This is a genomic window from Ruegeria sediminis, from assembly GCF_005938215.1.
In the GTDB taxonomy this organism is placed as follows: Bacteria; Pseudomonadota; Alphaproteobacteria; order Rhodobacterales; family Rhodobacteraceae; genus Ruegeria; species Ruegeria sediminis.
On sequence record NZ_VCPD01000007.1, the window covers coordinates 203,715 to 226,098 of the forward strand.

Genomic DNA, 22,384 nt, shown 5'->3' on the forward strand with positions numbered 1-22,384 from the left:
TACCCGTATACGAAAAATCCATCGGCAAGGGGAGCCCAAAAGAATCGCCATGACGAAAAAACTTGTTCTCGAAAGCGCGCGGGTCGCGACGCTGAACGGTGATGCCGAGCCTTATGGAATGATCCCAGACGGAGCCATCGCGATCGAGGACGCCCGGATTGCATGGGCCGGCGCCCGGAGCGCCCTGCCCGACCGGTTTGCCGACTGGCCGCACGAGGATCTGGGCGGGCGGCTGGTCACGCCGGGCCTGATCGATGCGCATACCCATGTCGTGTTCGGCGGCGACCGCGCCGTCGAGTTCGAAATGCGGCTGAACGGCGCCTCGTACGAAGAAATCGCCCGGGCGGGCGGCGGCATCCTTTCGACCGTCAACGCCACCCGCGCCGCGACCGAGGACGAGTTGCTGGCCGGCGCCCTGCCGCGGGTGGATGCGCTGCTGGCCGAGGGGGTCAGCTGCATCGAGGTCAAATCGGGCTATGGGCTGGATCAGGACACCGAACTCAGGATGCTGCGCGCGGCGCGGCGGATCGCGGCGGAACGGCCGGTGCGGGTCAGGACCAGCTTTCTAGGCGCCCATGCGGTGCCACCGGATTACAAGGGAAAGGCCGACACCTATATCGACGAGGTCTGCATCCCCGCCCTGCGCGCGGCCCATGCGCAGGGGCTGGTCGACGCGGTGGACGGGTTCTGCGAGGGCATCGCCTTTGACCCGCCGCAGATCGCGCGGGTCTTTGACGTGGCGCGGCAACTGGGCCTGCCGGTCAAGCTGCATGCCGAGCAGCTGTCGAACCTTGGCGGCGCGAAGCTGGCCGCCTCGTACGGGGCGCTTTCGGCCGACCATATCGAATACCTGGACGAGGATGGCGTGCGCGCCATGGCCGACGCGGGCACCGTCGCGGTGATCCTGCCCGGCGCCTTCTACACCCTGCGCGAAACGCAGGTGCCGCCGATCGACCTGCTGCGACGGCACGGGGTCCCGATGGCGCTGGCCACCGACTGCAATCCCGGCTCGTCGCCTCTGACCTCGCTGCTGCTGACGATGAACATGGCCTGCACCCTGTTCCGCATGACGCCCGCCGAGGCGCTGGCCGGGGTGACGCGCAACGCGGCGCGGGCCTTGGGCCTGACCGACACGGGGACCATCGCACCGGGCCTGCGCGCCGACCTGGCGGTGTGGGATGTCGAACACCCGGCGGAACTGTCCTATCGCATCGGCTTCAACCCTTTGCACACACGCATCTTTGGAGGCATCGAATGAGCGTTCTCAAGCTCACTCCGGGCGCTGTCACCCTGCAGGATCTGGCCGAGGTCTTCTGGCACGAAACGCCGGTCGCGCTGGACGAAGGCTGCCGGCCGCGCATCGATGCGGCTGCCGCGCGGATCGCCCGGGCAGCCGCCGGCGACGAGGCGGTCTATGGCGTCAACACCGGCTTCGGCAAGCTCGCCAGCCACAAGATCGCGGCCAAGGACACCTCGACCCTGCAGCGCAACCTGATCCTCAGCCATTGCTGCGGCGTGGGCGAGGCAGTGCCGCGCCGCATGGCCCGGCTGATGATGTCGCTGAAGCTGCTGTCCTTTGGCCGCGGCGCGTCGGGCGTCCGGTGGGAACTGGTCGCGCTGCTGCAGGAGATGCTGGCGCGCGGCGTCACGCCGGTGATCCCGGCGCAGGGCTCGGTCGGGGCGTCGGGCGACCTCGCGCCGCTGGCGCACATGACCGCGGTGGTGATCGGAGCGGGTGAGGCGGAGGTGAACGGAACCGTCCTGCCCGGTGCCGAGGCGCTGAATTCCGTCGGGTTAGAGCCGATTCAGCTGGGTCCCAAGGAAGGGCTTGCCTTCATCAACGGCACCCAGTTCTCGACCGCTTTCGCCCTGGCCGGCCTGTTCGAAGCCTGGCGCGCGGCGCAGAATTCGCTGGTGATCGCCGCCGCGTCGACCGACGCCATCATGGGTTCGACCGCGCCGCTGCAGCCCGAGATCCATGAACTGCGCGGCCATCGCGGCCAGATCGAAGCAGCGGGCGCGATGCGCGCGGCGCTGGACGGGTCGGAGATTCGCGAAAGCCACCGCGAGGGCGACACCCGCGTGCAGGACCCCTATTGCATCCGCTGCCAGCCGCAGGTGACGGGCGCGGCGATGGACGTGCTGCGCCAGGCCGCGGCGACGCTGGTGATCGAGGCCAACGCCGCCACCGACAACCCGCTGGTTCTGACCGAGCCGGAGATGATCGTTTCGGGCGGCAATTTCCACGCCGAACCGGTGGGATTCGCCGCCGACATGATCGCGCTGGCGGTGTCCGAAATCGGCGCCATCGCCCAGCGCCGCATCGCGCTGATGGTGGACCCGACGCTGAGTTTCGACCTGCCGCCGTTCCTGACGCCGGAGCCGGGGCTGAATTCGGGCCTGATGATCGCCGAGGTCACCACCGCCGCGCTGATGAGCGAGAACAAGCACCTGGCAACGCCCTGCGTCACCGACAGCACGCCCACCTCGGCCAATCAGGAGGACCACGTGTCGATGGCCGCGCATGGCGCGCGCCGCCTTGGCCGGATGGTGGAGAACCTGAACTACATCCTCGGCATCGAGCTGATCTGCGCGGCCCAAGGCGTCGAGTTCCGCGCGCCTCTCGCCACCAGCGCGCCGCTGCAGCGGGTCATCGCCCGCCTGCGCACGGACATCCCGGCGCTGGCCGAGGACCGGTACCTGGCCCCGGAACTGGAAATCGCCAAACGCCTGGTCGCCGGGGGCGCGATCCTGCACTCGGTCGGCGTCGACATGCCGGAGTTGGGGTGATGCGCGTGTTCGACGTCCTTCGCGGCGACGGTCCGATCGTCCTGGGCCAGCCGCATGGCGGCACGCATGTGCCCGAGGAGATCGCGGCGCGGCTGAACGTCAACGGGCACCGGCTGGCCGATACGGATTGGCACATAAACAGGCTCTACGAAGGGCTTTTGGGCGATGCGACCGTGGTGCAATCCCATATCCACCGCTACGTGATCGACGCCAACCGCGACCCGGCCGGCGTGTCGCTCTATCCCGGGCAGAACTCGACCACGCTGGTGCCGCTGACCGATTTCGACGGTCAACCGATCTGGGCCGAGGGGCAGGAGCCCTCGGAGGACGAGATCGAGGAGCGGCGCGCGGCCTATCACGCCCCCTATCACGCGGCGCTGGAGGAGGAATTGCAGCGCGTGAAGGCGAAATACGGGTTCGCGGTTCTATTCGACTGCCATTCTATCCGCAGCCGCATCCCGTTCCTGTTCGATGGAACGCTGCCGGACATGAACATCGGCACCGACGGGGGGGCGACCTGCGCGTCCGAGATCGAGGCCATTGCGCATGAGTTCTGCGCCTCTTCCCCCTACAGCACGGTTCTCAACGGGCGGTTCCGGGGGGGATGGGCAACGCGCCATTACGGCCGCCCGGCCGAGGGCCTGCACGCGATACAGATGGAGTTGGCCCAATCCACCTATCTGACAACCGAAGCCCCGCCCTGGCGCTATGACACCGAAAAGGCAGCCAGGCTTCGCCGCTGGCTGCGGGACACGCTGGACGCCATCCAGGACATTGCATTGGAGATTGCCTCATGAACGATCCGCGCAAGAACATCCGGGACATCTTTCCTCCCACCGGCCCGGACCTGAACGCCAAGAGCTGGCTGACCGAGGCGCCGCTGAGGATGCTGATGAACAACCTGCACCCGGACGTGGCCGAAAACCCGCATGAACTGGTCGTCTATGGCGGCATCGGGCGCGCGGCGCGCACCTGGAAGGACTTCGACCTGATCGTGGACAGCCTGAAATCGCTTGAGGCGGACGAGACGCTGATCGTCCAGTCCGGCAAGCCGGTGGCGATCATCCGCACCCACAAGGACGCGCCGCGGGTGCTGATCGCCAATTCCAACCTGGTGCCGCATTGGGCCACCTGGGACCATTTCAACGAGCTCGATAAGAAGGGCCTGATGATGTACGGCCAGATGACCGCAGGGTCCTGGATCTATATCGGCAGCCAGGGCATCGTGCAGGGCACCTATGAGACCTTCGCCGAGGCCGGCCGGCAGCACTATGGCGGCGACCTGACCGGCAAGTGGATCCTGACCGGCGGCCTGGGCGGCATGGGCGGGGCGCAGCCGCTGGCCGCCGTGATGGCCGGCGCCTGCTGTCTGGCCGTGGAATGCGATCCGGCCAAGATCGATTTCCGCCTGCGCACCCGCTATCTCGACGAACGGGCCGACGATCTGGACGAGGCGCTGGCGATGATCGACCGCTGGACCGCCGCCGGAGAGGCCAAGTCGGTGGGCCTGTTGGGCAACGCCGCCGACATTTTCCCGGAGTTGCTGCGCCGCGGCGTGCGCCCGGACATCGTGACCGACCAGACCTCGGCGCACGACCCGGTCCACGGCTACCTGCCGCAGGGCTGGACCCTTCATGATTGGCGCAGCAAGCAGGAAACCGCGCCGAAAGAGGTGGAAAAGGCCGCGCGCGCCTCGATGCGGGTGCAGGTCGAGGCGATGGTCGGGTTCCACCAGGCGGGCGTGCCGACGGTGGATTACGGCAACAACATCCGCCAGATGGCCTTTGAGGAGGGGCTGGAAAACGCCTTCGCCTTTCCCGGCTTCGTCCCCGCCTATATCCGCCCGCTGTTCTGCAGGGGCATCGGCCCGTTCCGCTGGTGCGCCCTGTCGGGCGATCCCGATGACATCCTGAAGACCGACGCAAAGATGAAAGAGCTGTTCCCCGAGAACGAGTCGCTGCACCGCTGGCTCGACATGGCGCAGGAGCGGATCGCGTTCCAGGGCCTGCCCGCGCGGATCTGCTGGATCGGGCTGGGCGACCGGCATCGGGCCGGTCTGGCCTTCAACGAGATGGTGGCCAAGGGCGAGTTGAAGGCCCCCGTGGTGATCGGGCGCGACCATCTGGATTCGGGCTCGGTCGCATCGCCCAACCGCGAGACCGAGGCGATGCGGGACGGATCGGACGCGGTGTCGGACTGGCCGTTGCTGAACGCGCTGATCAACACCGCCAGCGGCGCGACCTGGGTGTCGCTGCATCATGGCGGCGGCGTCGGCATGGGCTTTTCCCAGCACGCGGGCGTGGTGATCTGCGCCGACGGCACCGAAGACGCGGCGCGGCGGTTGGAGCGGGTGCTGTGGAACGACCCGGCCTCGGGCGTCTGGCGGCACGCCGATGCCGGCTACGAGATTGCCAGGGACTGCGCCCGCGAACACGGGCTGCGGCTGCCGGGAATCCTTGGATGAAGGGTTGCGGTGTCGGTCCCTGCTGCCGACTTGTTTGAAGGGCGCGTATCGGTCACAGTCACAACCTAGCAATTTGGTGACATTGATCGGGTGGCAGACATGGGCAAGGCACGGATAACGGCCATTACCGCACTTCTCGCCTGTTGCGCGGCTGGTGCAGCGTTCGCGCAGGAATCGGGCAATCTCGGCAATGCGGCCAACGACCCGACGGCCTCGATCACGAGTTACCAGTTCCAGGACTATTACACCTACAACTTCCACAATGCGCCGAACGCGACGGCGAACCGCCTGCAGTTCCGCGCCGCGATCCCGTTTTCCACCGGCGATCTGAACCACATCTTCCGGATCACGGTTCCCTATCAGACAGAAACGCCGGGCGGGGCGGACGGATGGTCGGACATCACGATATTCGACCTCGTGACGTTCGACCGGTCCTGGGGGCGTTTCGGCATCGGGGCGGTGGCGTTGCTGCCCACCGGAAGCAGCGGACTGAGCGCGGAAAAGTGGGGGCTCGGCCCGGCCGCCGGGTTCGTGGCCAACGAGCCGTGGGGCGTCTGGGGGCTGTTCAACCAGAATATCTTCACCGTAGGCGGTGACAATTCGCGCCCGGATGTCGACATCTCGATCCTGCAGCCGGTGTTCAACTACCAGCTTGGAAACGGGTGGTCGGTGGGGCCCTCGGAAATGCTGGTCACCTACGACTGGGAGAACGGCGACTGGGCCAGCCTGCCGCTGGGCATCGGCGTCAACAAGCTGGTCCCGATCGGCGGCAATCCGTGGCAGTTCACCCTGAGCTACGAGCGCAATTTCAAGGATGACGGGGTGCGCCCGGCGGACACGCTGAACTTCACGGCGAAACTGCTGGTGTCGAACTAGGCGCGGTTGCGATCCCGCCCTCTCAGGTCCAGTCCAGCACCACCTTGCCCGAAAGTCCGGACTTCATCGCGGCGAAGCCTTCCTTGAACTCGTCCACCGTGAAGCGGTGGGTGATCACCCGGCTCACGTCCAGGCCGTTCTGCAGCATGGCGATCATCTTGTACCAGGTCTCGAACATCTCGCGGCCATAGACACCCTTGAGGGTGATCGCCTTGAACACGATCCGGCTCCAGTCGACCGGAGACTTGCCCGGCGGGATGCCCAGCAGCGCGATCTTTCCACCCATCACCAGCGCCTCGACCATCTGGTCGAGCGCCGCCTGCGAGCCCGACATCTCGAGGCCCACGTCGAAACCTTCCTTCATGCCCAGATCCGCGATCACGTCCTGCAGATCCTCGCGGGTGACATCCACCGTGCGCACCCTGGGTTCGACATGCTGCGCCAGTTTCAGGCGGTCGGGGTTGATGTCGGTGATGACCACGTGGCGCGCGCCCGCGTGTTTCGCCACCGCCGCCGCCATGATGCCGATCGGGCCGGCACCGGTGATCAGCACGTCCTCGCCCAGCAGATCGAAGCTGAGCGCGGTATGCACCGCGTTGCCCAACGGGTCGAGGATGGCGCCGATCTCGTCCGGGATGTCGTCGGGCAGCGGCACCACGTTGAAGGCGGGCAGCTTGAGGTATTCGGCAAAGGCACCCTGTTCGTTCACGCCGATCCCGCGCGTGCCGGGATCGAGGTGGAACTTGCCCGCGCGGCTCTGGCGGCTTTCGGTGCCGATCAGGTGGCCTTCGCCCGAGCAGCGCTGGCCGATCTTCAACCCCTTCACGTCGCGTCCGATCTCGACGATCTCGCCGGCGAATTCGTGGCCGGTGATCAGCGGCACCGGCACCGTGTGCGAGGCCCAGTCGTCCCAGTTCCAGATATGGATGTCGGTGCCGCAGATGCCGGTTTTCTTCACCTTGATCAGCACGTCGTCCGGGCCGATTTCGGGAACCGGGGCCCGCACCATCCACAGCCCTTCCTCGGGTTTGGATTTTTCCAGGGCCTTCATCGTGTTGGGTCGCATCAGATCACTCCCACTTCCTTGCCGACCTTGCCGAATGCGACAAGCGCCCGGTCCAGTTCTTCCCTTGTTAGAGCCGCATTCATCTGCGTCCTGATCCGCGCCTGTCCGCGCGGAACCACCGGGAAGAAGAAGCCCGAGACATAGACGCCTTCGTTGAACAGCCGCGCCGCCATCTCCTGCGCCAGCGTCGCCTCGCCCAGCATCACCGGGATGATCGGGTGTTCGCCTTGCAGCAGGTCGAAGCCAAGCCGCTCGAGCCCTGCGCGCCAGTAGCGCGCGTTGTCGAACAGCTGTGTGCGCAGGACGTCGCCCTCTTCGACAAGACGGATCGCCTCGAGCCCGGCGGCGACGATTGCGGGCGGCAGCGAGTTCGAGAACAGATAGGGCCGCGCCCGCTGCCGCAGAAGGTCGATCACCGGCTGCGGCCCGGCGATGTAACCGCCGATTGCCCCCCCGAGCGCCTTGCCCAGCGTCCCCGTCAGTATGTCCACGTCGACGCCGAAGTGATCCGGCGTGCCCGCCCCACGCGGCCCCATGAAGCCGGTGGCATGGCAATCGTCCACCATCACCACGGCGTCATATCTGTCAGCCAGTTCGCGGATCCTGGGCAGGTTGGCCAGATAGCCGTCCATCGAGAACACGCCGTCGGTGGCGATCATGATGTGCCGCGCCCCGTCCGCGCGCGCCTGCTTCAGCCATGCCTCGAGATCGTTCATGTCGTTGTTGAGATAGCGGTAGCGTTTCGCCTTGCACAACCGCACCCCGTCGATGATCGAGGCGTGGTTCAGGCTGTCCGAGATGATCGCATCCTCGGGGCCCAGGAGCGGCTCGAACAAGCCGCCATTGGCGTCGAAACAGGCGGCGAACAGGATCGCGTCGTCCTTGTCCAGGAACTTTGCCAGGCGCTGCTCCAGCTCGCGGTGGATGTCCTGCGTGCCGCAGATGAAGCGCACCGAGGCCATGCCGAAGCCGCGCGGCTCCATCGCCCCTTTGGCCGCGGCGATCAGGTCCGGATGATCCGCAAGGCCCAGGTAGTTGTTGGCGCACAGGTTGATCACCCGCCGCCCGCCGACGGTGATTTCCCCGCCCTGCGGCGAGGTGATCATCCGTTCGCGCTTGTAGAGTCCTTCGGCCTCGATCTGGTCAAGCGTGTCGGTGACATGGGACAGGAATGCGTTGGACATGGCGATCTCCTTGCTCTGAGTCGCGCATCTAACATAACGGATGAAATTCCCAAATAGGGGATTTCATCATTACGGAAAAAAATCCACCAAGACGGAAACGCGTCCGAAAAACGGGATCGTCAGGCGTTCTTGACGATCAGGAACACGCGGGCCGCCCCGGCCGGTGCGGAAATGGAATGCACGACATCCGCAGCGTAGCGCGCCGTGTCGCCTACTCCAAGTTCGCTCGCGGCCGTTCCGGACGTGACATGGACCGACCCTTCGAGAACCGTGAGTTGCTCCTGCGCGCCGCGGGTATGCGGTTGGCTGTTGAGCGCGCCGCCCTTTTCGAACCGGATGTCGTAGACCTCGTGGCCGCCGGCCTCTTCCGGGGCCGAGAGGATGCGGATGCGGCAGCCCTGCCCCATGTTGTCGATGCTGGGAACTTCAGACTGCCGCAGAACCTCGATCCGGTCCGAGGCGTCGGCCGCGTCCAGAAGCCCGGCGAAATCGACCTGCAGGGCGCGGGTCAGGTTCCAGAGCGTCGCGATGGTCGGGCTGCTTTCGCCGCGTTCGATCTGGCTGACCATCGAGCGCGAGACGCCGCTGAGGTTGGCGACCGCCTCGAGCGACAGCCCCTGGGCGCGGCGCGCCTGTTTCAGGCGGGCGGGCAGGCGTGTCAGGATATCGTCTGGATCTTCCGTCATGACGGATTCTGTGCGCCCTGGGCGGTGAATTGTCAATTCCGCCCGTGACGGTACGTCTCATGAGACAGGGCGATGCCGCAGGTGCATAATGCCGCCAGACCTGAGAGGAGCAAGACATGACCGACATCGTAATTCTGGACGGTGCGCGCACCGCGATCGGCACCTTCGGCGGCGCGCTGGCCTCGACCGCCCCCATCGACCTGGCGACCGTCGCCACCGAAGCCGCACTGGAGCGGTCCGGCGTCGAGGGCGGCCAGATCGGCCACGTGGTCTTTGGCCACGTGATCAACACCGAGCCGCGGGACATGTACCTGTCCCGGGTGGCGGCGATGCAGGCGGGGATCCCGAACGGCACGCCGGCGATGAACGTCAACCGCCTGTGCGGGTCGGGCGCGCAGGCCGTCGTGTCGGCGATCCAGTCGCTGATGCTGGGCGATGCGGAATTCGCGCTGGCCGGCGGCGCCGAAAGCATGTCGCGCAGCCCGTTCGTCATGACCCAAGCGCGCTGGGGCGCCAAGATGGGCGACGTGAAGTCGCTTGACATGATGCTGGGCGCGCTGAACTGCCCGTTCGGCACCGGCCACATGGGCGTGACCGCCGAGAACGTGGCGGACGAGCACCAGATCACCCGCGAGCAGATGGACGAGTTCGCGCTGACCAGCCAGAACCGCGCGGCGGCGGCGATCGCGGCCGGGCATTTCGACAGCCAGATCACGCCGGTGCAGGTCAAGGTCAAGCGCGACATGGTCGATTTCAAGGTGGACGAACATCCCAAGGCCACGACGCCCGAGGCGCTGGCCGGGTTGCGACCGGTGTTCAAGAAGGATGGCCGCGTCACGGCGGGCAACGCCAGCGGCATCAACGACGGCGCCGCCGCGATTGTGCTGGCCACCGCGGATGCTGCGGAAAAGGCGGGGCTGAAGCCCAAGGCGCGGATTCTCGGCTATGCCCATGCCGGGGTGCGGCCCGAGGTGATGGGGATCGGCCCGGTTCCGGCGGTGCAGAACCTGATGGCCCGGACCGGCCTGTCGGCCGACGATTTCGACGTGATCGAAAGCAACGAGGCCTTCGCGGCGCAGGCGCTGGCGGTGAACAAGGAACTGGGGCTGGATGCCGCCAAGGTGAACCCCAATGGCGGCGCGATCGCGCTGGGGCATCCCGTCGGGGCGACGGGCGCCATCATCACGCTCAAGGCGCTCTATGAGCTGGAGCGGACCGGCGGGTCCAAGGGGCTGATCACCATGTGCATCGGCGGCGGCCAGGGAATCGCCATCGCAATAGAACGGCTCTGATCCGAAGGGATTTGCGGGGGGGCACGTCCCCCCCCCAAAAAAAAACGCCATGTCCCCTGCCCGTCAGATCAAGGCATTGAGCAACAGGACGGCACCGGCGCCGGCGGCCGCCCCGATCAGGGCCGGCAAGAACGCGGCGCCGGACCGGGGATGCGCGGGCTCCTCCGATCTGGTCTGGGCGATCAGGGCGTTCTCCACCAGCACCGGCAGGCGCGGGCCGAAGCGTGCGAGAACGAGGGCGGTCTTGCCCAGATCACGCACCATGGCGCGCGGGCCGATCGAGCCCTTGATGTAATCCTCGACCACCGGGCGGGCCACCTGCCAGATGTTGATGTGCGGGTTGAGCGACCGGGCGACGCCTTCGACCACCACCATGGTGCGCTGCAGCAGGATCAGCTCGGTCCGGGTTTCCATGCCGAATCGTTCGGTCACCTCGAACAGGTAGTTCAGCAGACGTCCCATCGAGATGTGCGAGGCGTCCATGCCGAAGATCGGCTCGCCCACCGCGCGCAGGGCGCGGGCGAATTCGTCAACGTCCTGATTGGCGGGCACGTATCCGGCCTCGAAATGGACCTCGGCCACGCGCTTGTAGTCGCGGCGGATGAAACCGAACAGAATCTCGGCATAGACCCGGCGCGTATATTCGTCGATATGCCCCATGATGCCGAAGTCATAGGCGATGATGTCGCCATTGGCGGCCACCTTGAGGTTGCCCTGATGCATGTCGGCATGGAAGAACCCGTCGCGCAGGGCGTGCAGCAGGAACATCCGCAGGACGCGCTCGGCCAGGTCGCTTCGGTCGTGATCGGCGGCGTCCAGCGCGGCGTTGTCGCCCAGCGCGATGCCGTCCGCCCAGCTGAGCGTCATCACCCGGCGCGCGCAGAGCGACCAGATCACCGGCGGCAGCCAGAAGCCCTTGTCGTCCTTGGTGTTGGCGGCGTATTCCGAGGCGGCGGAGCTTTCGAGCCGCAGGTCAAGCTCGCCCCGGACCACGCCGTCGAAATGCGTGATGACCTCCATCGGGCGCAGGCGGCGCGCGCCGGGCGCGAAAAGCTCGATGATGCGGGCCGCGAAATAGAAGGCGTCCACGTCCTTGCGGAAGGCGCGTTCGATTCCCGGGCGCAGGACCTTGACCGCGACCGCCTCGCCGGTCCCGGCCAGCTTCGCCTTGTGGACCTGCGCGATCGAGGCGGCGGCGATCGGCTCGCTGAATTCCTCGAACATCTCGTCGACGGGCCGGCCCAGTTCCTTGGCCACCTCTTTCATGGCCTGGTCGCGGGGAAAGGGCGGCAGCTTGTCCTGCAGCACCCGCAGCTGATCCGCCAGTTCGACCCCCACAACGTCGGGCCGGGTCGAAAGCACCTGCCCGAACTTGATGTAGGCCGGGCCCAGCGCCGTCAGGGCCCGCGTGGCGGGCGGCATGGCGGGATCGCCCTTGTAGCCCAACCACTGGAACGGCTTGCCGAGGGCGTGCGCCAGGATCCGGATGGCGCGCGGCGCCTCGAAGGCGTCGAGCACCACGTTCATGGCGCCGGTGCGCTCCAGAGTGGCGCCCGTGCGTATCAGGCGGATGATGTTGTGGGGTCCGCGCATGGATCAGATCTTCCAGCCAGAATGCAGCGCGGCGATGCCCATGCTGAGGTTGCGGTACTTGGCGTTTTCGAACCCGGCCTTGCGGAGCATGTCCAGAAAGGTGTCCTGATCGGGGAACTTGCGGATCGATTCCACCAGGTACTGGTAGCTGTCGCGATCGTTGGCGATCAGCTGGCCCATGCGCGGGATCACGTTGAAGCTGTAGAGATCGTAGAGCCTTTGCAGCCCGTCGTTGGGCAGCTGGCTGAATTCCAGCACCATCAGCCGGCCGCCGGGCCTGAGCACGCGGAAGGCTTCGTTCAGCGCCTCCTGCGGGCGGGTCACGTTCCGGATGCCGAAGGAAATGGTGTAGACGTCGAAGGTGTTGTCCTCGAACGGCAACGCCATGGCGTCGCCCACCACCCAGTCGAGGCTGCCCTCCATCTGCGCGGCCTCGGCGCGCTTGCGGCCTTCGACCAGCATCGGCTCGGTCAGGTCCAGAACCGTGGCGTGCCCGCTGCCCGCGCGTTTGAGAAACCGGAACGAGATGTCGCCGGTGCCGCCCGCCACGTCGAGCAGGCGCTGCCCGGGCCGCGGCGCCAGCCAGTCCATCATCGCATCCTTCCAGACGCGGTGGATGCCCATGGACATGACGTCGTTCATCACGTCGTATCTGGACGCCACCGAATTGAACACGCCTTGCACCCGGCCGGCCTTGTCGGCCTCGCGGACGGTCTCGAACCCGAAATGGGTGGTCTTTTCGCTGGTCTCGGACATGGGCCTTGCCGTTTCTCGAATTTCGCCCCTGTTATAGGGCCTTGGAACCTGGGCACAATGCGGCCCGTTGGAACAGGAGCGTCCTAATGCCGGAATTGCCAGAGGTCGAGACAGTAAGACGCGGCCTCGCCCCCGCGATGGAGGGGGTGGTGATCGAGAAGGCGGAGGTGAACCGGCCCGACCTGCGCTGGCCGTTTCCCGAACGCATGGCCGAGCGGCTGAGCGGGCGGCGCGTCGAACGGCTGCGGCGCCGGTCGAAATACATTCTCGCCGATCTGGACAGCGGCGAGACGCTTCTGATCCACCTCGGCATGTCGGGCCGGATGACGGTGTCGGGCGATCCGCTGGGTCAGTTCGTGCATGACCACCCCGCCCCCGCCAAACATGACCACGTGGTGTTTCACATGGCCAACGGCGCCCGCATCACCTTCAACGATCCGCGCCGGTTCGGAGTGATGGACCTGATGCCGACGGACACGGCGCATCGGCACAGGCTGCTGGCGGCGCTCGGGCCCGAACCGCTGGGCAACGCGTTCAGCGAGCAGCACCTGATCGATGCCTTCCGGGGCAGGAACACGCCGGTCAAATCCGCGCTGCTGGATCAGGGAATCGTCGCCGGGCTTGGCAATATCTATGTCTGCGAAGCCTTGTTCCGCGCCGGGGTGTCGCCACGTCGCAAGGCCGGCCAGATCGCGGCGCGCCGGGTGGCGGCGCTGGTTCCGGTCATCCGGCAGGTGTTGATGGAGGCCATCGAGGCCGGCGGATCATCCCTGCGCGATTTCCGGCAAGCCGATGGCGAGCTTGGATATTTCCAGCACCGCTTTGACGTCTACGGGCGCGAGGGCCAGCCCTGCCGCGCGCCCGGCTGCGGCGGGACCGTGCAGAGAATCACTCAATCGGGCCGTTCGTCTTTCTATTGCGCGCAATGCCAAAGATAGCTTGAACCATCTTTTTCCCGTGGTAAGGAATCGTCCCTGTACGGAACAACCGAAAGCATATGCCCCATGGCCTTTGAGACGATCATCGTCGAAACTGAAGACCACGTAGCCCTGATCAGGCTGAACCGTCCGGATGCGCTGAACGCACTGAACACCCAACTGCTGGGCGAGCTTTGCACCGCGCTGGAAGAGGCGGACGCCAACGACAAGGTCCGCTGCATCGTCGTGACCGGTTCGGACAAGGCCTTTGCCGCCGGTGCGGACATCAAGGAAATGTCGCAGATGAGTTTCGTGGACGTGTACACCACGAACCTCTTCGCCGACGCGAATGACCGCATCGCCGCGATCCGCAAGCCGATCATCGCGGCCGTGGGAGGCTATGCGCTGGGCGGCGGCTGCGAACTGGCGATGATGTGCGACTTCATCATCGCGGCGGACACCGCCAAGTTCGGCCAGCCCGAGATCAACCTGGGCGTCATCGCCGGCATGGGCGGCAGCCAGCGCCTGACCCGGTTCGTGGGCAAGTCCAAGTCGATGGACATGAACCTTACGGGGCGTTTCATGGATGCCGAAGAGGCCGAGCGCGCGGGCCTCGTCAGCCGGGTCGTCCCGGCCAAGAAGCTGATCGAAGAGGCGGTCGGCGCGGCCCAGAAGATCGCCGAGAAATCCATGCTGACCGCCATGGCCGCGAAAGAAGCGGTGAACCGCAGCTACGAGGTGCCGCTGAGCGAGGGCATGCTGTTCGAGCGCCGCGTGTTCCACTCGATGTTCGCGACCGAGGACCAGAAGGAAGGCATGGCCGCCTTTCTGGAAAAACGCGCGGCGCAGTTCCGCGACAAGTGACGCCGCCGCGGCGTTCGAGGGAAATCAGGCGGGCCCCGGCCCGCCTTTTTCATGGCGGCGCCGGGGCCGGCAAGAATGGGCTTGGCAAAGACGGCAAACTTGGATATGCAGCGCCGCTATACATGCGCGTGCGGCCCGCTTTGGCCAGAATCACACCCGTGATGCCTGACCCGGTGCGGCTATGTCCGTTGCGCAAACCAGAGACAACCGAACCGAACAAAGGTCAGAGATACACATGGCAAATTCGCCCCAGGCCGCCAAGCGCGCCCGTCAGAACGAAAAACGCTTCGCCGTCAACAAGGCGCGCCGGTCGCGCATCCGCACCTTCCTGCGCAAGGTCGAGGAAGCCATCGCCTCGGGCGACAAGGAAGCCGCAACCGCAGCCCTGCGCGCCGCTCAGCCCGAGCTGATGCGCGGCGTCTCCAAGGGCGTCTTCCACAAGAACACCGCAGCCCGCAAGATGTCGCGCCTGTCGTCGCGCGTCAAAGCCCTGGGCTGACCCTACGCACCCAATCGGTGATTCAGATCGGAAAAGGCGCTGCCAATTGCAGCGCCTTTTTTCGTGCTGTTGCCAGAATGCCTCGCCTTCACGAAAGCGGGAGATTCGTTCCGGCAAAGACGCGAGTCAACATCAGAGTTTCGTTGCCGCCGCGCGCCCGGACTTGTTACCACTGAGTCAGGCGATTCACTCGCTTGGGGGGACAGGCTGCTTTACGGGCGTACCTGACGGGCATCAGGTAAGTTCAGAAGCGAATGTCGCCAGCCGGCTACGGCCAGGTTGGCGGTCTGCTGCTGGTTTCAGGCTCCACTGAAACTTCGGCCCTGTCGAAAACAGTACTGGTAGCTGGTGGCCCGGCTTTGGGACACAACTCGGATTTTCGAGTCGTGTCGTGATGTTTGGCCCCGACTGTCCAGCCTTCGGGATCCACCGCCAAACCATTGGTTTCGGCGACTGGATAGCTGTGTGCGGGTGAACGCGGACCGGGTAACCGGCACAAAAGGCAAAGACAGAAAAAATGGCCATCAGGCCAGGACAACGAATGGGATGCGTGAGGCGCTGGATGACACAAGAGAAATGGGGACAACTCCGCGGCAAGTTGCTGAAGACCGTCGGTCAGAACAACTACACCACTTGGATCGAACCACTGGAATTCCAGGAACTGCAAGACGGGGTCGCGGTTTTTTCGGTTCCGACCAACTTCATGGGCAACTATGTCAGCCAGAATTTCGCGGACATCATTCTCTATGAACTGAACTCCTCGGGCGCGTCGGTGCAGCGCCTGGCCTTCCGCGTCGCGGCCAATTCCACCGCGCGGCCGGTGAACGCCCCCGCGGTTGCCGCGGCAGATCCCGAAACACCCGAAGAGCCGCATCCCCCCACCACCGACACGTCCAACCCGCCGATGGGGTCGCTGCAGGCCGCGCCTCTGGACGCCCGGTTCACCTTCGACAGCTTCGTCGTCGGCAAGCCGAACGAGCTGGCCCATGCCGCCGCGCGCCGCGTGGCCGAAGGCGGGCCGGTGACGTTCAACCCGCTGGTTCTCTATGGCGGCGTCGGGCTGGGCAAGACGCACCTGATGCACGCCATCGCCTGGGAGCTGAAGGCGAAACGCCCCGATCTGAACGTGCTCTACCTGTCCGCCGAACAGTTCATGTACCGCTTCGTCCAGGCGCTGCGCGAGCGCCGGATGATGGATTTCAAGCACCTGTTCCGCTCGGTCGACGTGCTGATGGTCGATGACGTCCAGTTCATCGCCGGCAAGGATTCGACGCAGGAAGAATTCTTTCACACCTTCAACGCGCTGGTGGACCAGAACAAGCAGATCATCATCTCGGCCGACCGCGCGCCGGGCGAGATCAAGGACCTGGAAGACCGCGTCAAATCCCGCCTGCAATGCGGGCTGGTGGTGGACCTGCACCCGACCGACTACGAACTGCGCCTCGGCATCCTGCAGACCAAGGTCCAGTATTACCGCAAGACCTATCCCGACCTGAAGATCGCCGACGGAGTCCTGGAGCTGCTGGCGCATCGCATCTCGACCAACGTGCGCGTTCTCGAAGGCGCCCTGACCCGGCTTTTCGCCTTTGCCTCGCTGGTCGGGCGCGAGATCGACATGGAACTGACCCAGGATTGCCTGGCCGACGTCCTGCGCGCCTCGGAACGCAAGATCACCGTCGAGGAAATCCAGCGGAAAGTCTCGGAATACTACAACATCCGCCTCAGCGACATCATCGGTCCCAAGCGACTGCGCTCCTACGCCCGTCCGCGGCAGGTGGCGATGTATCTCGCCAAGCAGTTGACCAGCCGGTCGCTGCCGGAGATCGGCCGCCGCTTTGGCGGGCGCGATCACACCACCGTCATGCATGGCGTCAAGCGCATCGAGGAACTGAAGCTGACCGATGGCCAGATCGCGGAGGATGTGGAGATGCTGCGCCGGGCGCTGGAAGCCTGAGCAAACGCGATTTTCCCTTGTCGACGCCCCGGTTATCCAGACCGGGGCGTTTTTTGTGCGGTTAAGTCCACGGTCGCGCGCCAACTGTGCCCTGCGGGTCACGGGCCCCTTGACGGCCCCGGCATTCCGACGGAGAAATCCGTAAAAAACCTTGTGCCGCAGGGGCAAACCGCTAGTTTGCCAATCCCGGCCATGTCGAAGGAATTGAGGGTATGAAGATCAGCATCGAACGCGGCGCGCTTCTCAAGGCCGTGTCGCAAGCCCAATCAGTCGTGGAGCGCCGGAACACGATTCCGATCCTGGCCAACGTCCTCATCGAAGCCGAGGGCGATCAGGTGCAGTTCCGCGCCACCGACCTGGACATCGAGGTGGTCGACAAGGCCCCCGCGCAGGTGGAGCGGGCCGGGGCGACCACCGTCGCCGCAACAACCCTGCACGAGATCGTGCGCAAGCTGCCGGATGGCGCGCTGGTCACGCTGACCGCCGACAGCGCCGCCGGACGCCTGACGGTCGAGGCGGGCCGGTCGAATTTCTCGCTGGCGACGCTGCCAAAAGAGGATTTTCCGGTGATGGCCTCGTCGGAATACCAGTCGAACTTCTCCGCTTCGGCGGCCCTGCTGCGGCGGTTGTTCGACAAGTCCAAGTTCGCGATTTCGACCGAAGAGACGCGGTATTACCTGAACGGTGTCTACATGCACGTCACCGAGGGGTCCGAGGGCGGCAAGGTGCTGCGCTGCGTCGCGACCGACGGGCACCGGCTGGCCCGGATCGACGCGGATCTGCCGGATGGCGCCGCCGAGATGCCGGGCGTGATCGTTCCCCGCAAGACGGTGGGCGAGCTGCGCAAGCTTCTGGACGATGACGAGATGGACATCGCCGTGTCGGTCAGCGAGACCAAGGTGCGTTTCGCCACCCCCGACATCACGCTGACCTCGAAGGTCATCGACGGCACCTTCCCCGACTACACGCGGGTGATCCCGCAGGGCAACACCCGCAAGCTGGAAGTGGACGCGGCGGAATTCGCGCAGGCGGTGGACCGGGTGGCGACGGTGTCCTCGGAACGGTCGCGCGCGGTGAAGCTGCAGCTGGAAAACGACCGGCTGGTGCTGTCGGTCAACGCGCCCGACAGCGGCGCCGCCGAAGAGGAACTGGCGGTCGCCTATGGCGACGAGCGGCTGGAGATAGGTTTCAACGCCAAGTACCTGCTGGAAATCGCAAGCCAGGTCGATCGCGAAAACGCGGTGTTCCTGTTCAATTCGGCCGGAGACCCGACCCTGATGCGCGAGGGCAATGACCAGAGCGCCGTCTACGTGGTCATGCCGATGCGCGTCTGATCGCGCTGGCGCGCGATGCCTCCGGCGGGAGTATTTTTGAAAAGATGAAGGGAGGGGTCATGGGTTTGGCCCTGACCGAACTGACCGTCTCGCATTTCCGCTCGCACAAGCTGGCGCGGCTGTCGCTGGACGGCCGCCCGGTGGCGATCCACGGACCGAACGGCGCGGGCAAAACCAACATCCTGGAGGCGGTATCGCTGTTTTCACCCGGGCGCGGTCTGCGCCGGGCGAGCGCCGCCGAGATGACGCGCCGCCCCGAGGCGCTGGGGTGGAAGTTGTCGGGCGTGCTGGAGGCGCAGGATCGGCGCTTCGAGATCGAGACCTGGTCGGAAGGCGGCGCCGCGCGGCAGGTTCGCATCGACGGGAAATCGGCCAGCCAGATCGACCTGGGCAGGCTGACGCGGGTCGTGTGGCTGGTGCCGTCGATGGACCGGCTGTGGATCGAAGGGGCCGAGGGGCGGCGGCGTTTCCTGGACCGGATGGCGCTGAGTTTCGAGCCCAGCCATGCCGAAGCCGCCCTCACCTTCGAAAAGGCCATGCGCGAGCGCAACCGGCTGCTCAAGGACCAGGTGCGGGATTCGCATTGGTACGGTGCGCTGGAAGGGCAGATGGCCGAGGCCGGGCATCGCATCCACACGGCGCGGGTTGCGGCGCTGGGGCATTTGCGCGAGGCGCAGGACCGGGCCGAGACCGCCTTTCCGTCGGCGGATCTGGAACTGGCGCAGATCGAAGGCGAGATGCCCGAAACGGCCGAGGGCCTGCGCGCGGCCCTGGCCGAAAGCCGGCTGCGCGATCTGGCGGCCGGGCGCAGCCTGGTCGGACCTCACCGGACGGACCTTCTTGGGGTCTATGCGGCCAAGGGCGTGCCGGCGCGGGACTGTTCGACCGGCGAGCAGAAGGCGCTGCTGGTTTCGCTGATCCTGTCGAACGCGCGGGCGCTGGCGCGGATGATCGGCGCGCCGCCGATCGTTCTGCTGGACGAGGTCTCGGCGCATCTGGACGCGGCGCGGCGGGCGGCGCTCTATGACGAGATCTGCGCCCTCGGCGCGCAGGCCTGGATGACCGGAACCGGGCCGGAGCTGTTTGCCGAACTCGGCGACCGGGCGCAGGCTGTGGAGGTCCGGGAAACGGACGGAATCTCGCAGGTGTCGGGACCCTGAAGCCGCCGCCGGAACGGAGCGGAAAGATGCGCGTGACCGCACACAAAATCTGGTGGGATCGCGTGACAATCCCCACCAGAAAACGTATAAGGTTGCAAAATAATATAGGTACTGACGGCATGTCCGAAGACGCACAGGCGCGCGAAGAATATGGCGCGGATTCCATCAAGGTTCTCAAGGGGTTGGAAGCGGTCCGAAAACGGCCCGGCATGTATATCGGTGACACCGATGACGGCTCGGGTCTGCACCATATGGTGTACGAGGTCGTGGACAACGGCATCGACGAGGCGCTGGCCGGTCATGCCGACCATGTGACCGTGAAGATCCATGCCGATTCCAGCGTGTCGGTGCATGACAACGGGCGCGGAATTCCGGTGGACATCCACGCCGAAGAAGGCGTGTCGGCCGCCGAGGTCATCATGACCCAGCTCCATGCCGGGGGAAAGTTCGACTCGAATTCCTACAAGGTGTCGGGCGGCCTGCACGGGGTGGGCGTGTCGGTCGTGAACGCGCTGTCCGAGTGGCTGGAACTGCGCATCTGGCGCAACGGCAAGGAGCACTTCGCCAAGTTCGAGCGCGGCGAAACCGCCGAACATCTCAAGGTGGTCGGTGAATGCGGCAAGCGCACCGGCACCGAGGTGCGGTTCCTGGCCTCGACCGACACGTTCTCGAACCTGGAATACTCCTTCGAGACGCTGGAAAAGCGCCTGCGCGAACTGGCCTTCCTGAACTCGGGCGTGCGCATCATCCTGATCGACGAGCGTCCCGCCGAGCGGCTGGAGACCGAGCTGTTCTACGAAGGCGGCGTCAAGGAATTCGTCAAATATCTCGACCGGTCGAAGACGCCGATGATGCCCGAGCCGATCTACATCAAGGGCGAGCGCGACGACATCGGGGTCGAGATCGCGATGTGGTGGAACGACAGCTATCACGAGACGGTGCTGCCCTTCACCAACAACATCCCGCAGCGCGACGGCGGCACGCATGTGGCCGGGTTCCGGGGCGCGCTGACCCGGACGATCAACAACTATGCCCAGTCGAGCGGCATCGCCAAGAAGGAAAAGGTGAACTTCACCGGCGACGATGCGCGCGAAGGGCTGACCTGCGTGCTGTCGGTCAAGGTGCCCGATCCGAAATTCTCGTCCCAGACCAAGGACAAGCTGGTGTCGTCCGAGGTGCGTCCGGCGGTCGAAGGGCTGATGATCGAAAAGCTCTCCGAGTGGTTCGAGGAAAACCCGAACGAGGCCAAGACCGTCGTCGGCAAGATCATCGAGGCCGCGCTGGCCCGCGAGGCCGCCCGCAAGGCGCGCGAACTGACCCGGCGCAAGACGGCGATGGATGTGAATTACCTGGCCGGCAAGCTGAAGGACTGTTCCGAGAAGGATCCCTCCAAGACCGAGGTGTTCCTGGTCGAGGGCGACTCGGCCGGCGGCTCGGCGCAGACCGGGCGCGACCGCCGCACACAGGCGGTGCTGCCCCTGCGCGGCAAGATCCTGAACGTGGAGCGCGCGCGGTTCGACCGGATGCTGAGCAGCCAGGAGATCGGCAACCTGGTGATGGCGCTTGGTACCGGGATCGGGCGCGACGAATTCAACATCTCGAAGCTGCGCTACCACAAGATCGTCATCATGACCGATGCCGACGTGGACGGCGCGCATATCCGGACGCTGCTTCTGACCTTCTTCTACCGGCAGATGCCGGAACTGATCGAAGGCGGATACCTCTATATCGCGCAACCGCCGCTGTACAAGGTGTCGCGCGGGAAATCCGAGGTCTATCTCAAGGATCAGGCGGCGCTGGACGATTACCTGATCAACCAGGGCGTCGAAGGCGCGGTGCTGAAGCTCGGTTCGGGCGAAGAGATCATCGGACAGGATCTGGCCCGCGTCGTGGACGAGGCGCGCCAGCTCAAGCGCGTGCTCGATGCGTTCCCCACCCACTATCCGCGCCACATCCTGGAACAGGCCGCCGTCGCCGGGGCCTTCGTGCCCGGCGCCGTCGATGCCGACCTGCAGGGCGTGGCCGACAAGGTCGCCGCGCGGCTCGACCTGATCGCGCTGGAATACGAGCGCGGCTGGCAGGGGCGGATCACCCAGGATCACGGCATCCGCCTGGCCCGCATCCTGCGCGGCGTCGAGGAAGTGCGCACGCTCGACGGCCCGATGCTGCGCTCGGGCGAGGCACGCAAGACCGGCAGCTTCACCAAAAGCCTGCAGGAGATCTACGACGCCCCCGCCACGCTGGTGCGGCGCGATCGAAATCAGGCGATCCACGGCCCCCTGTCTCTGCTCAAGGCGATCCTGGAGGAAGGCGAAAAGGGCCTGTCGCTGCAACGCTACAAGGGCCTGGGCGAGATGAACCCGGATCAGCTGTGGGAGACCACCCTTGACCCCGACGCGCGGACCCTGCTGCAGGTCCGGGTGGACGACATGGTCGAGGCGGACGACCTGTTCACCAAGCTGATGGGCGACGTGGTCGAACCCCGCCGCGAGTTCATCCAGCAGAACGCGCTGAGCGTGGAGAACCTGGATTTCTAGGGATGTGTAGGTTTGAGCATAACTTTGCACTTAGAGCATAACTTTGCACTCAACCGGCTTCATCGCCTGATAGAAAAGGAGTGAATCTAAAGCAACCGCCCTTTGCTTGGATTCTATTCTCTCGCGAAGTACTGCAGGCACGCTGTGGTTTTTCGGAAATTGACCATATTGGTGCAGGATATCTCATCGTCGAAGAATAGAGCCTGCTCTTGTTGCAATGCCGAAAATCATATCTCCAGCTTCTGCTCACCGCACTGGGACGATCGCGATTGTTAGGTAGTTAGGGGCGTATTCCGTTGAAAAACTCGTGCTTGATCGAGGGGCATCGGGCTGATTCAATTCCCGCATTGGGCGGGAGGATTTGCGATGATGGGACCGAGGCAGGAGGCGCAACCAGCGCTGTTCTACGAGT

18 protein-coding genes are annotated in these 22,384 nt (G+C 65.4%); 13 read left to right on the forward strand and 5 right to left on the reverse strand.

Going from position 1 to position 22,384, the window contains the following annotated elements:
• Positions 1-49: 49 nt before the first annotated feature.
• The 5 genes from hutI (at position 50) to FGK63_RS17975 (ending at position 6,130) form a co-directional block, all read left to right on the forward strand.
• Positions 50-1,258, forward strand: a complete 1,209-nt coding sequence (hutI, locus tag FGK63_RS17955) for an imidazolonepropionase (protein ID WP_138844840.1) — start codon at positions 50-52, stop codon at positions 1,256-1,258.
• On the forward strand, positions 1,255-2,790 hold the full coding sequence (hutH, locus tag FGK63_RS17960) for a histidine ammonia-lyase (protein ID WP_138844842.1): 1,536 nt from the start codon (positions 1,255-1,257) through the stop codon (positions 2,788-2,790). The genes hutI and hutH overlap by 4 nt, the downstream gene beginning before the upstream one ends.
• Positions 2,790-3,587, forward strand: a complete 798-nt coding sequence (hutG, locus tag FGK63_RS17965; RefSeq protein ID WP_138844844.1) for an N-formylglutamate deformylase — start codon at positions 2,790-2,792, stop codon at positions 3,585-3,587. The genes hutH and hutG overlap by 1 nt, the downstream gene beginning before the upstream one ends.
• Positions 3,584-5,254, forward strand: a complete 1,671-nt coding sequence (hutU, locus tag FGK63_RS17970; RefSeq protein WP_138844847.1) for a urocanate hydratase — start codon at positions 3,584-3,586, stop codon at positions 5,252-5,254. The genes hutG and hutU overlap by 4 nt, the downstream gene beginning before the upstream one ends.
• 99 nt (positions 5,255-5,353) lie before the next feature.
• Complete coding sequence (locus FGK63_RS17975; protein WP_138844849.1) at positions 5,354-6,130, forward strand: hypothetical protein; 777 nt, start codon at positions 5,354-5,356, stop codon at positions 6,128-6,130.
• A 22-nt stretch (positions 6,131-6,152) separates the two neighbouring features.
• Here the strand turns inward: FGK63_RS17975 and tdh are convergent, their stop codons facing one another.
• The 3 genes from tdh to FGK63_RS17990 form a co-directional block, all read right to left on the reverse strand.
• Positions 6,153-7,181, reverse strand: a complete 1,029-nt coding sequence (gene tdh / locus FGK63_RS17980; RefSeq protein ID WP_138844897.1) for an L-threonine 3-dehydrogenase — start codon at positions 7,179-7,181, stop codon at positions 6,153-6,155.
• Between the two features lie 14 nt (positions 7,182-7,195).
• A complete protein-coding gene (locus tag FGK63_RS17985) occupies positions 7,196-8,380 on the reverse strand; it encodes a glycine C-acetyltransferase (protein ID WP_138844851.1) in 1,185 nt (394 codons plus the stop codon).
• A 119-nt stretch (positions 8,381-8,499) separates the two neighbouring features.
• Entirely contained in the window at positions 8,500-9,066 is a 567-nt protein-coding gene (locus tag FGK63_RS17990; RefSeq protein ID WP_138844853.1) for a helix-turn-helix domain-containing protein, read from the reverse strand.
• Positions 9,067-9,182: 116 nt separating this feature from the next.
• Between FGK63_RS17990 and FGK63_RS17995 the strand changes: the two genes are divergently transcribed.
• Positions 9,183-10,358, forward strand: a complete 1,176-nt coding sequence (locus tag FGK63_RS17995) for an acetyl-CoA C-acyltransferase family protein (protein WP_138844855.1) — start codon at positions 9,183-9,185, stop codon at positions 10,356-10,358.
• 63 nt (positions 10,359-10,421) lie between these two features.
• On the opposite strand, the gene ubiB is transcribed toward FGK63_RS17995, so the two are convergent.
• The gene (ubiB, locus tag FGK63_RS18000; protein WP_138844856.1) at positions 10,422-11,951 is read right to left on the reverse strand and encodes a 2-polyprenylphenol 6-hydroxylase; all 1,530 of its coding nucleotides are present in this window, start codon (positions 11,949-11,951) and stop codon (positions 10,422-10,424) included.
• Between the two features lie 3 nt (positions 11,952-11,954).
• Positions 11,955-12,707 carry a bifunctional demethylmenaquinone methyltransferase/2-methoxy-6-polyprenyl-1,4-benzoquinol methylase UbiE gene (gene ubiE / locus FGK63_RS18005; protein WP_138844858.1) on the reverse strand — a complete coding sequence of 251 codons (753 nt, stop codon included), beginning with the start codon at positions 12,705-12,707 and terminating at the stop codon, positions 11,955-11,957.
• A gap of 86 nt (positions 12,708-12,793) precedes the next feature.
• Here ubiE and mutM point away from each other — a divergent pair, with 86 nt between their 5' ends.
• The 7 genes from mutM (at position 12,794) to gyrB (ending at position 21,972) form a co-directional block, all read left to right on the forward strand.
• Complete coding sequence (gene mutM, locus FGK63_RS18010; RefSeq protein WP_138844860.1) at positions 12,794-13,645, forward strand: bifunctional DNA-formamidopyrimidine glycosylase/DNA-(apurinic or apyrimidinic site) lyase; 852 nt, start codon at positions 12,794-12,796, stop codon at positions 13,643-13,645.
• A gap of 66 nt (positions 13,646-13,711) precedes the next feature.
• Positions 13,712-14,488 (forward strand): enoyl-CoA hydratase, encoded by a 777-nt coding sequence (locus tag FGK63_RS18015; protein WP_138844862.1) that lies wholly within the window; start codon positions 13,712-13,714, stop codon positions 14,486-14,488.
• Between the two features lie 235 nt (positions 14,489-14,723).
• On the forward strand, positions 14,724-14,987 hold the full coding sequence (gene rpsT, locus FGK63_RS18020) for a 30S ribosomal protein S20 (RefSeq protein WP_138844864.1): 264 nt from the start codon (positions 14,724-14,726) through the stop codon (positions 14,985-14,987).
• A gap of 562 nt (positions 14,988-15,549) precedes the next feature.
• Positions 15,550-16,941, forward strand: coding sequence for a chromosomal replication initiator protein DnaA (gene dnaA, locus FGK63_RS18025; RefSeq protein WP_138844866.1), 1,392 nt, complete (start codon positions 15,550-15,552; stop codon positions 16,939-16,941).
• 212 nt (positions 16,942-17,153) lie between these two features.
• A complete protein-coding gene (gene dnaN / locus FGK63_RS18030) occupies positions 17,154-18,275 on the forward strand; it encodes a DNA polymerase III subunit beta (protein WP_138844868.1) in 1,122 nt (373 codons plus the stop codon).
• Between the two features lie 59 nt (positions 18,276-18,334).
• On the forward strand, positions 18,335-19,435 hold the full coding sequence (recF, locus tag FGK63_RS18035; RefSeq protein WP_138844870.1) for a DNA replication/repair protein RecF: 1,101 nt from the start codon (positions 18,335-18,337) through the stop codon (positions 19,433-19,435).
• A 119-nt stretch (positions 19,436-19,554) separates the two neighbouring features.
• Positions 19,555-21,972, forward strand: a complete 2,418-nt coding sequence (gene gyrB, locus FGK63_RS18040; protein WP_138844872.1) for a DNA topoisomerase (ATP-hydrolyzing) subunit B — start codon at positions 19,555-19,557, stop codon at positions 21,970-21,972.
• Positions 21,973-22,384: the final 412 nt, after the last annotated feature.

Excerpts from the sequence above, each read along its gene's own strand:
- rpsT (WP_138844864.1), top strand. The coding sequence starts at position 14,724 with ATGGCAAATTCGCCCCAGGCCGCCAAGCGCGCCCGTCAGAACGAAAAA.
- dnaA (WP_138844866.1), top strand. The coding sequence starts at position 15,550 with ATGACACAAGAGAAATGGGGACAACTCCGCGGCAAGTTGCTGAAGACC.
- FGK63_RS18015 (WP_138844862.1), top strand. The coding sequence starts at position 13,712 with ATGGCCTTTGAGACGATCATCGTCGAAACTGAAGACCACGTAGCCCTG.
- hutI (WP_138844840.1), top strand. The coding sequence starts at position 50 with ATGACGAAAAAACTTGTTCTCGAAAGCGCGCGGGTCGCGACGCTGAAC.
- gyrB (WP_138844872.1), top strand. The coding sequence starts at position 19,555 with ATGTCCGAAGACGCACAGGCGCGCGAAGAATATGGCGCGGATTCCATC.
- FGK63_RS17990 (WP_138844853.1), bottom strand. The coding sequence starts at position 9,066 with ATGACGGAAGATCCAGACGATATCCTGACACGCCTGCCCGCCCGCCTG.
- FGK63_RS17995 (WP_138844855.1), top strand. The coding sequence starts at position 9,183 with ATGACCGACATCGTAATTCTGGACGGTGCGCGCACCGCGATCGGCACC.
- ubiB (WP_138844856.1), bottom strand. The coding sequence starts at position 11,951 with ATGCGCGGACCCCACAACATCATCCGCCTGATACGCACGGGCGCCACT.
- ubiE (WP_138844858.1), bottom strand. The coding sequence starts at position 12,707 with ATGTCCGAGACCAGCGAAAAGACCACCCATTTCGGGTTCGAGACCGTC.
- hutU (WP_138844847.1), top strand. The coding sequence starts at position 3,584 with ATGAACGATCCGCGCAAGAACATCCGGGACATCTTTCCTCCCACCGGC.
- recF (WP_138844870.1), top strand. The coding sequence starts at position 18,335 with ATGGGTTTGGCCCTGACCGAACTGACCGTCTCGCATTTCCGCTCGCAC.
- mutM (WP_138844860.1), top strand. The coding sequence starts at position 12,794 with ATGCCGGAATTGCCAGAGGTCGAGACAGTAAGACGCGGCCTCGCCCCC.
- FGK63_RS17985 (WP_138844851.1), bottom strand. The coding sequence starts at position 8,380 with ATGTCCAACGCATTCCTGTCCCATGTCACCGACACGCTTGACCAGATC.
- tdh (WP_138844897.1), bottom strand. The coding sequence starts at position 7,181 with ATGAAGGCCCTGGAAAAATCCAAACCCGAGGAAGGGCTGTGGATGGTG.
- dnaN (WP_138844868.1), top strand. The coding sequence starts at position 17,154 with ATGAAGATCAGCATCGAACGCGGCGCGCTTCTCAAGGCCGTGTCGCAA.
- FGK63_RS17975 (WP_138844849.1), top strand. The coding sequence starts at position 5,354 with ATGGGCAAGGCACGGATAACGGCCATTACCGCACTTCTCGCCTGTTGC.
- hutH (WP_138844842.1), top strand. The coding sequence starts at position 1,255 with ATGAGCGTTCTCAAGCTCACTCCGGGCGCTGTCACCCTGCAGGATCTG.
- hutG (WP_138844844.1), top strand. The coding sequence starts at position 2,790 with ATGCGCGTGTTCGACGTCCTTCGCGGCGACGGTCCGATCGTCCTGGGC.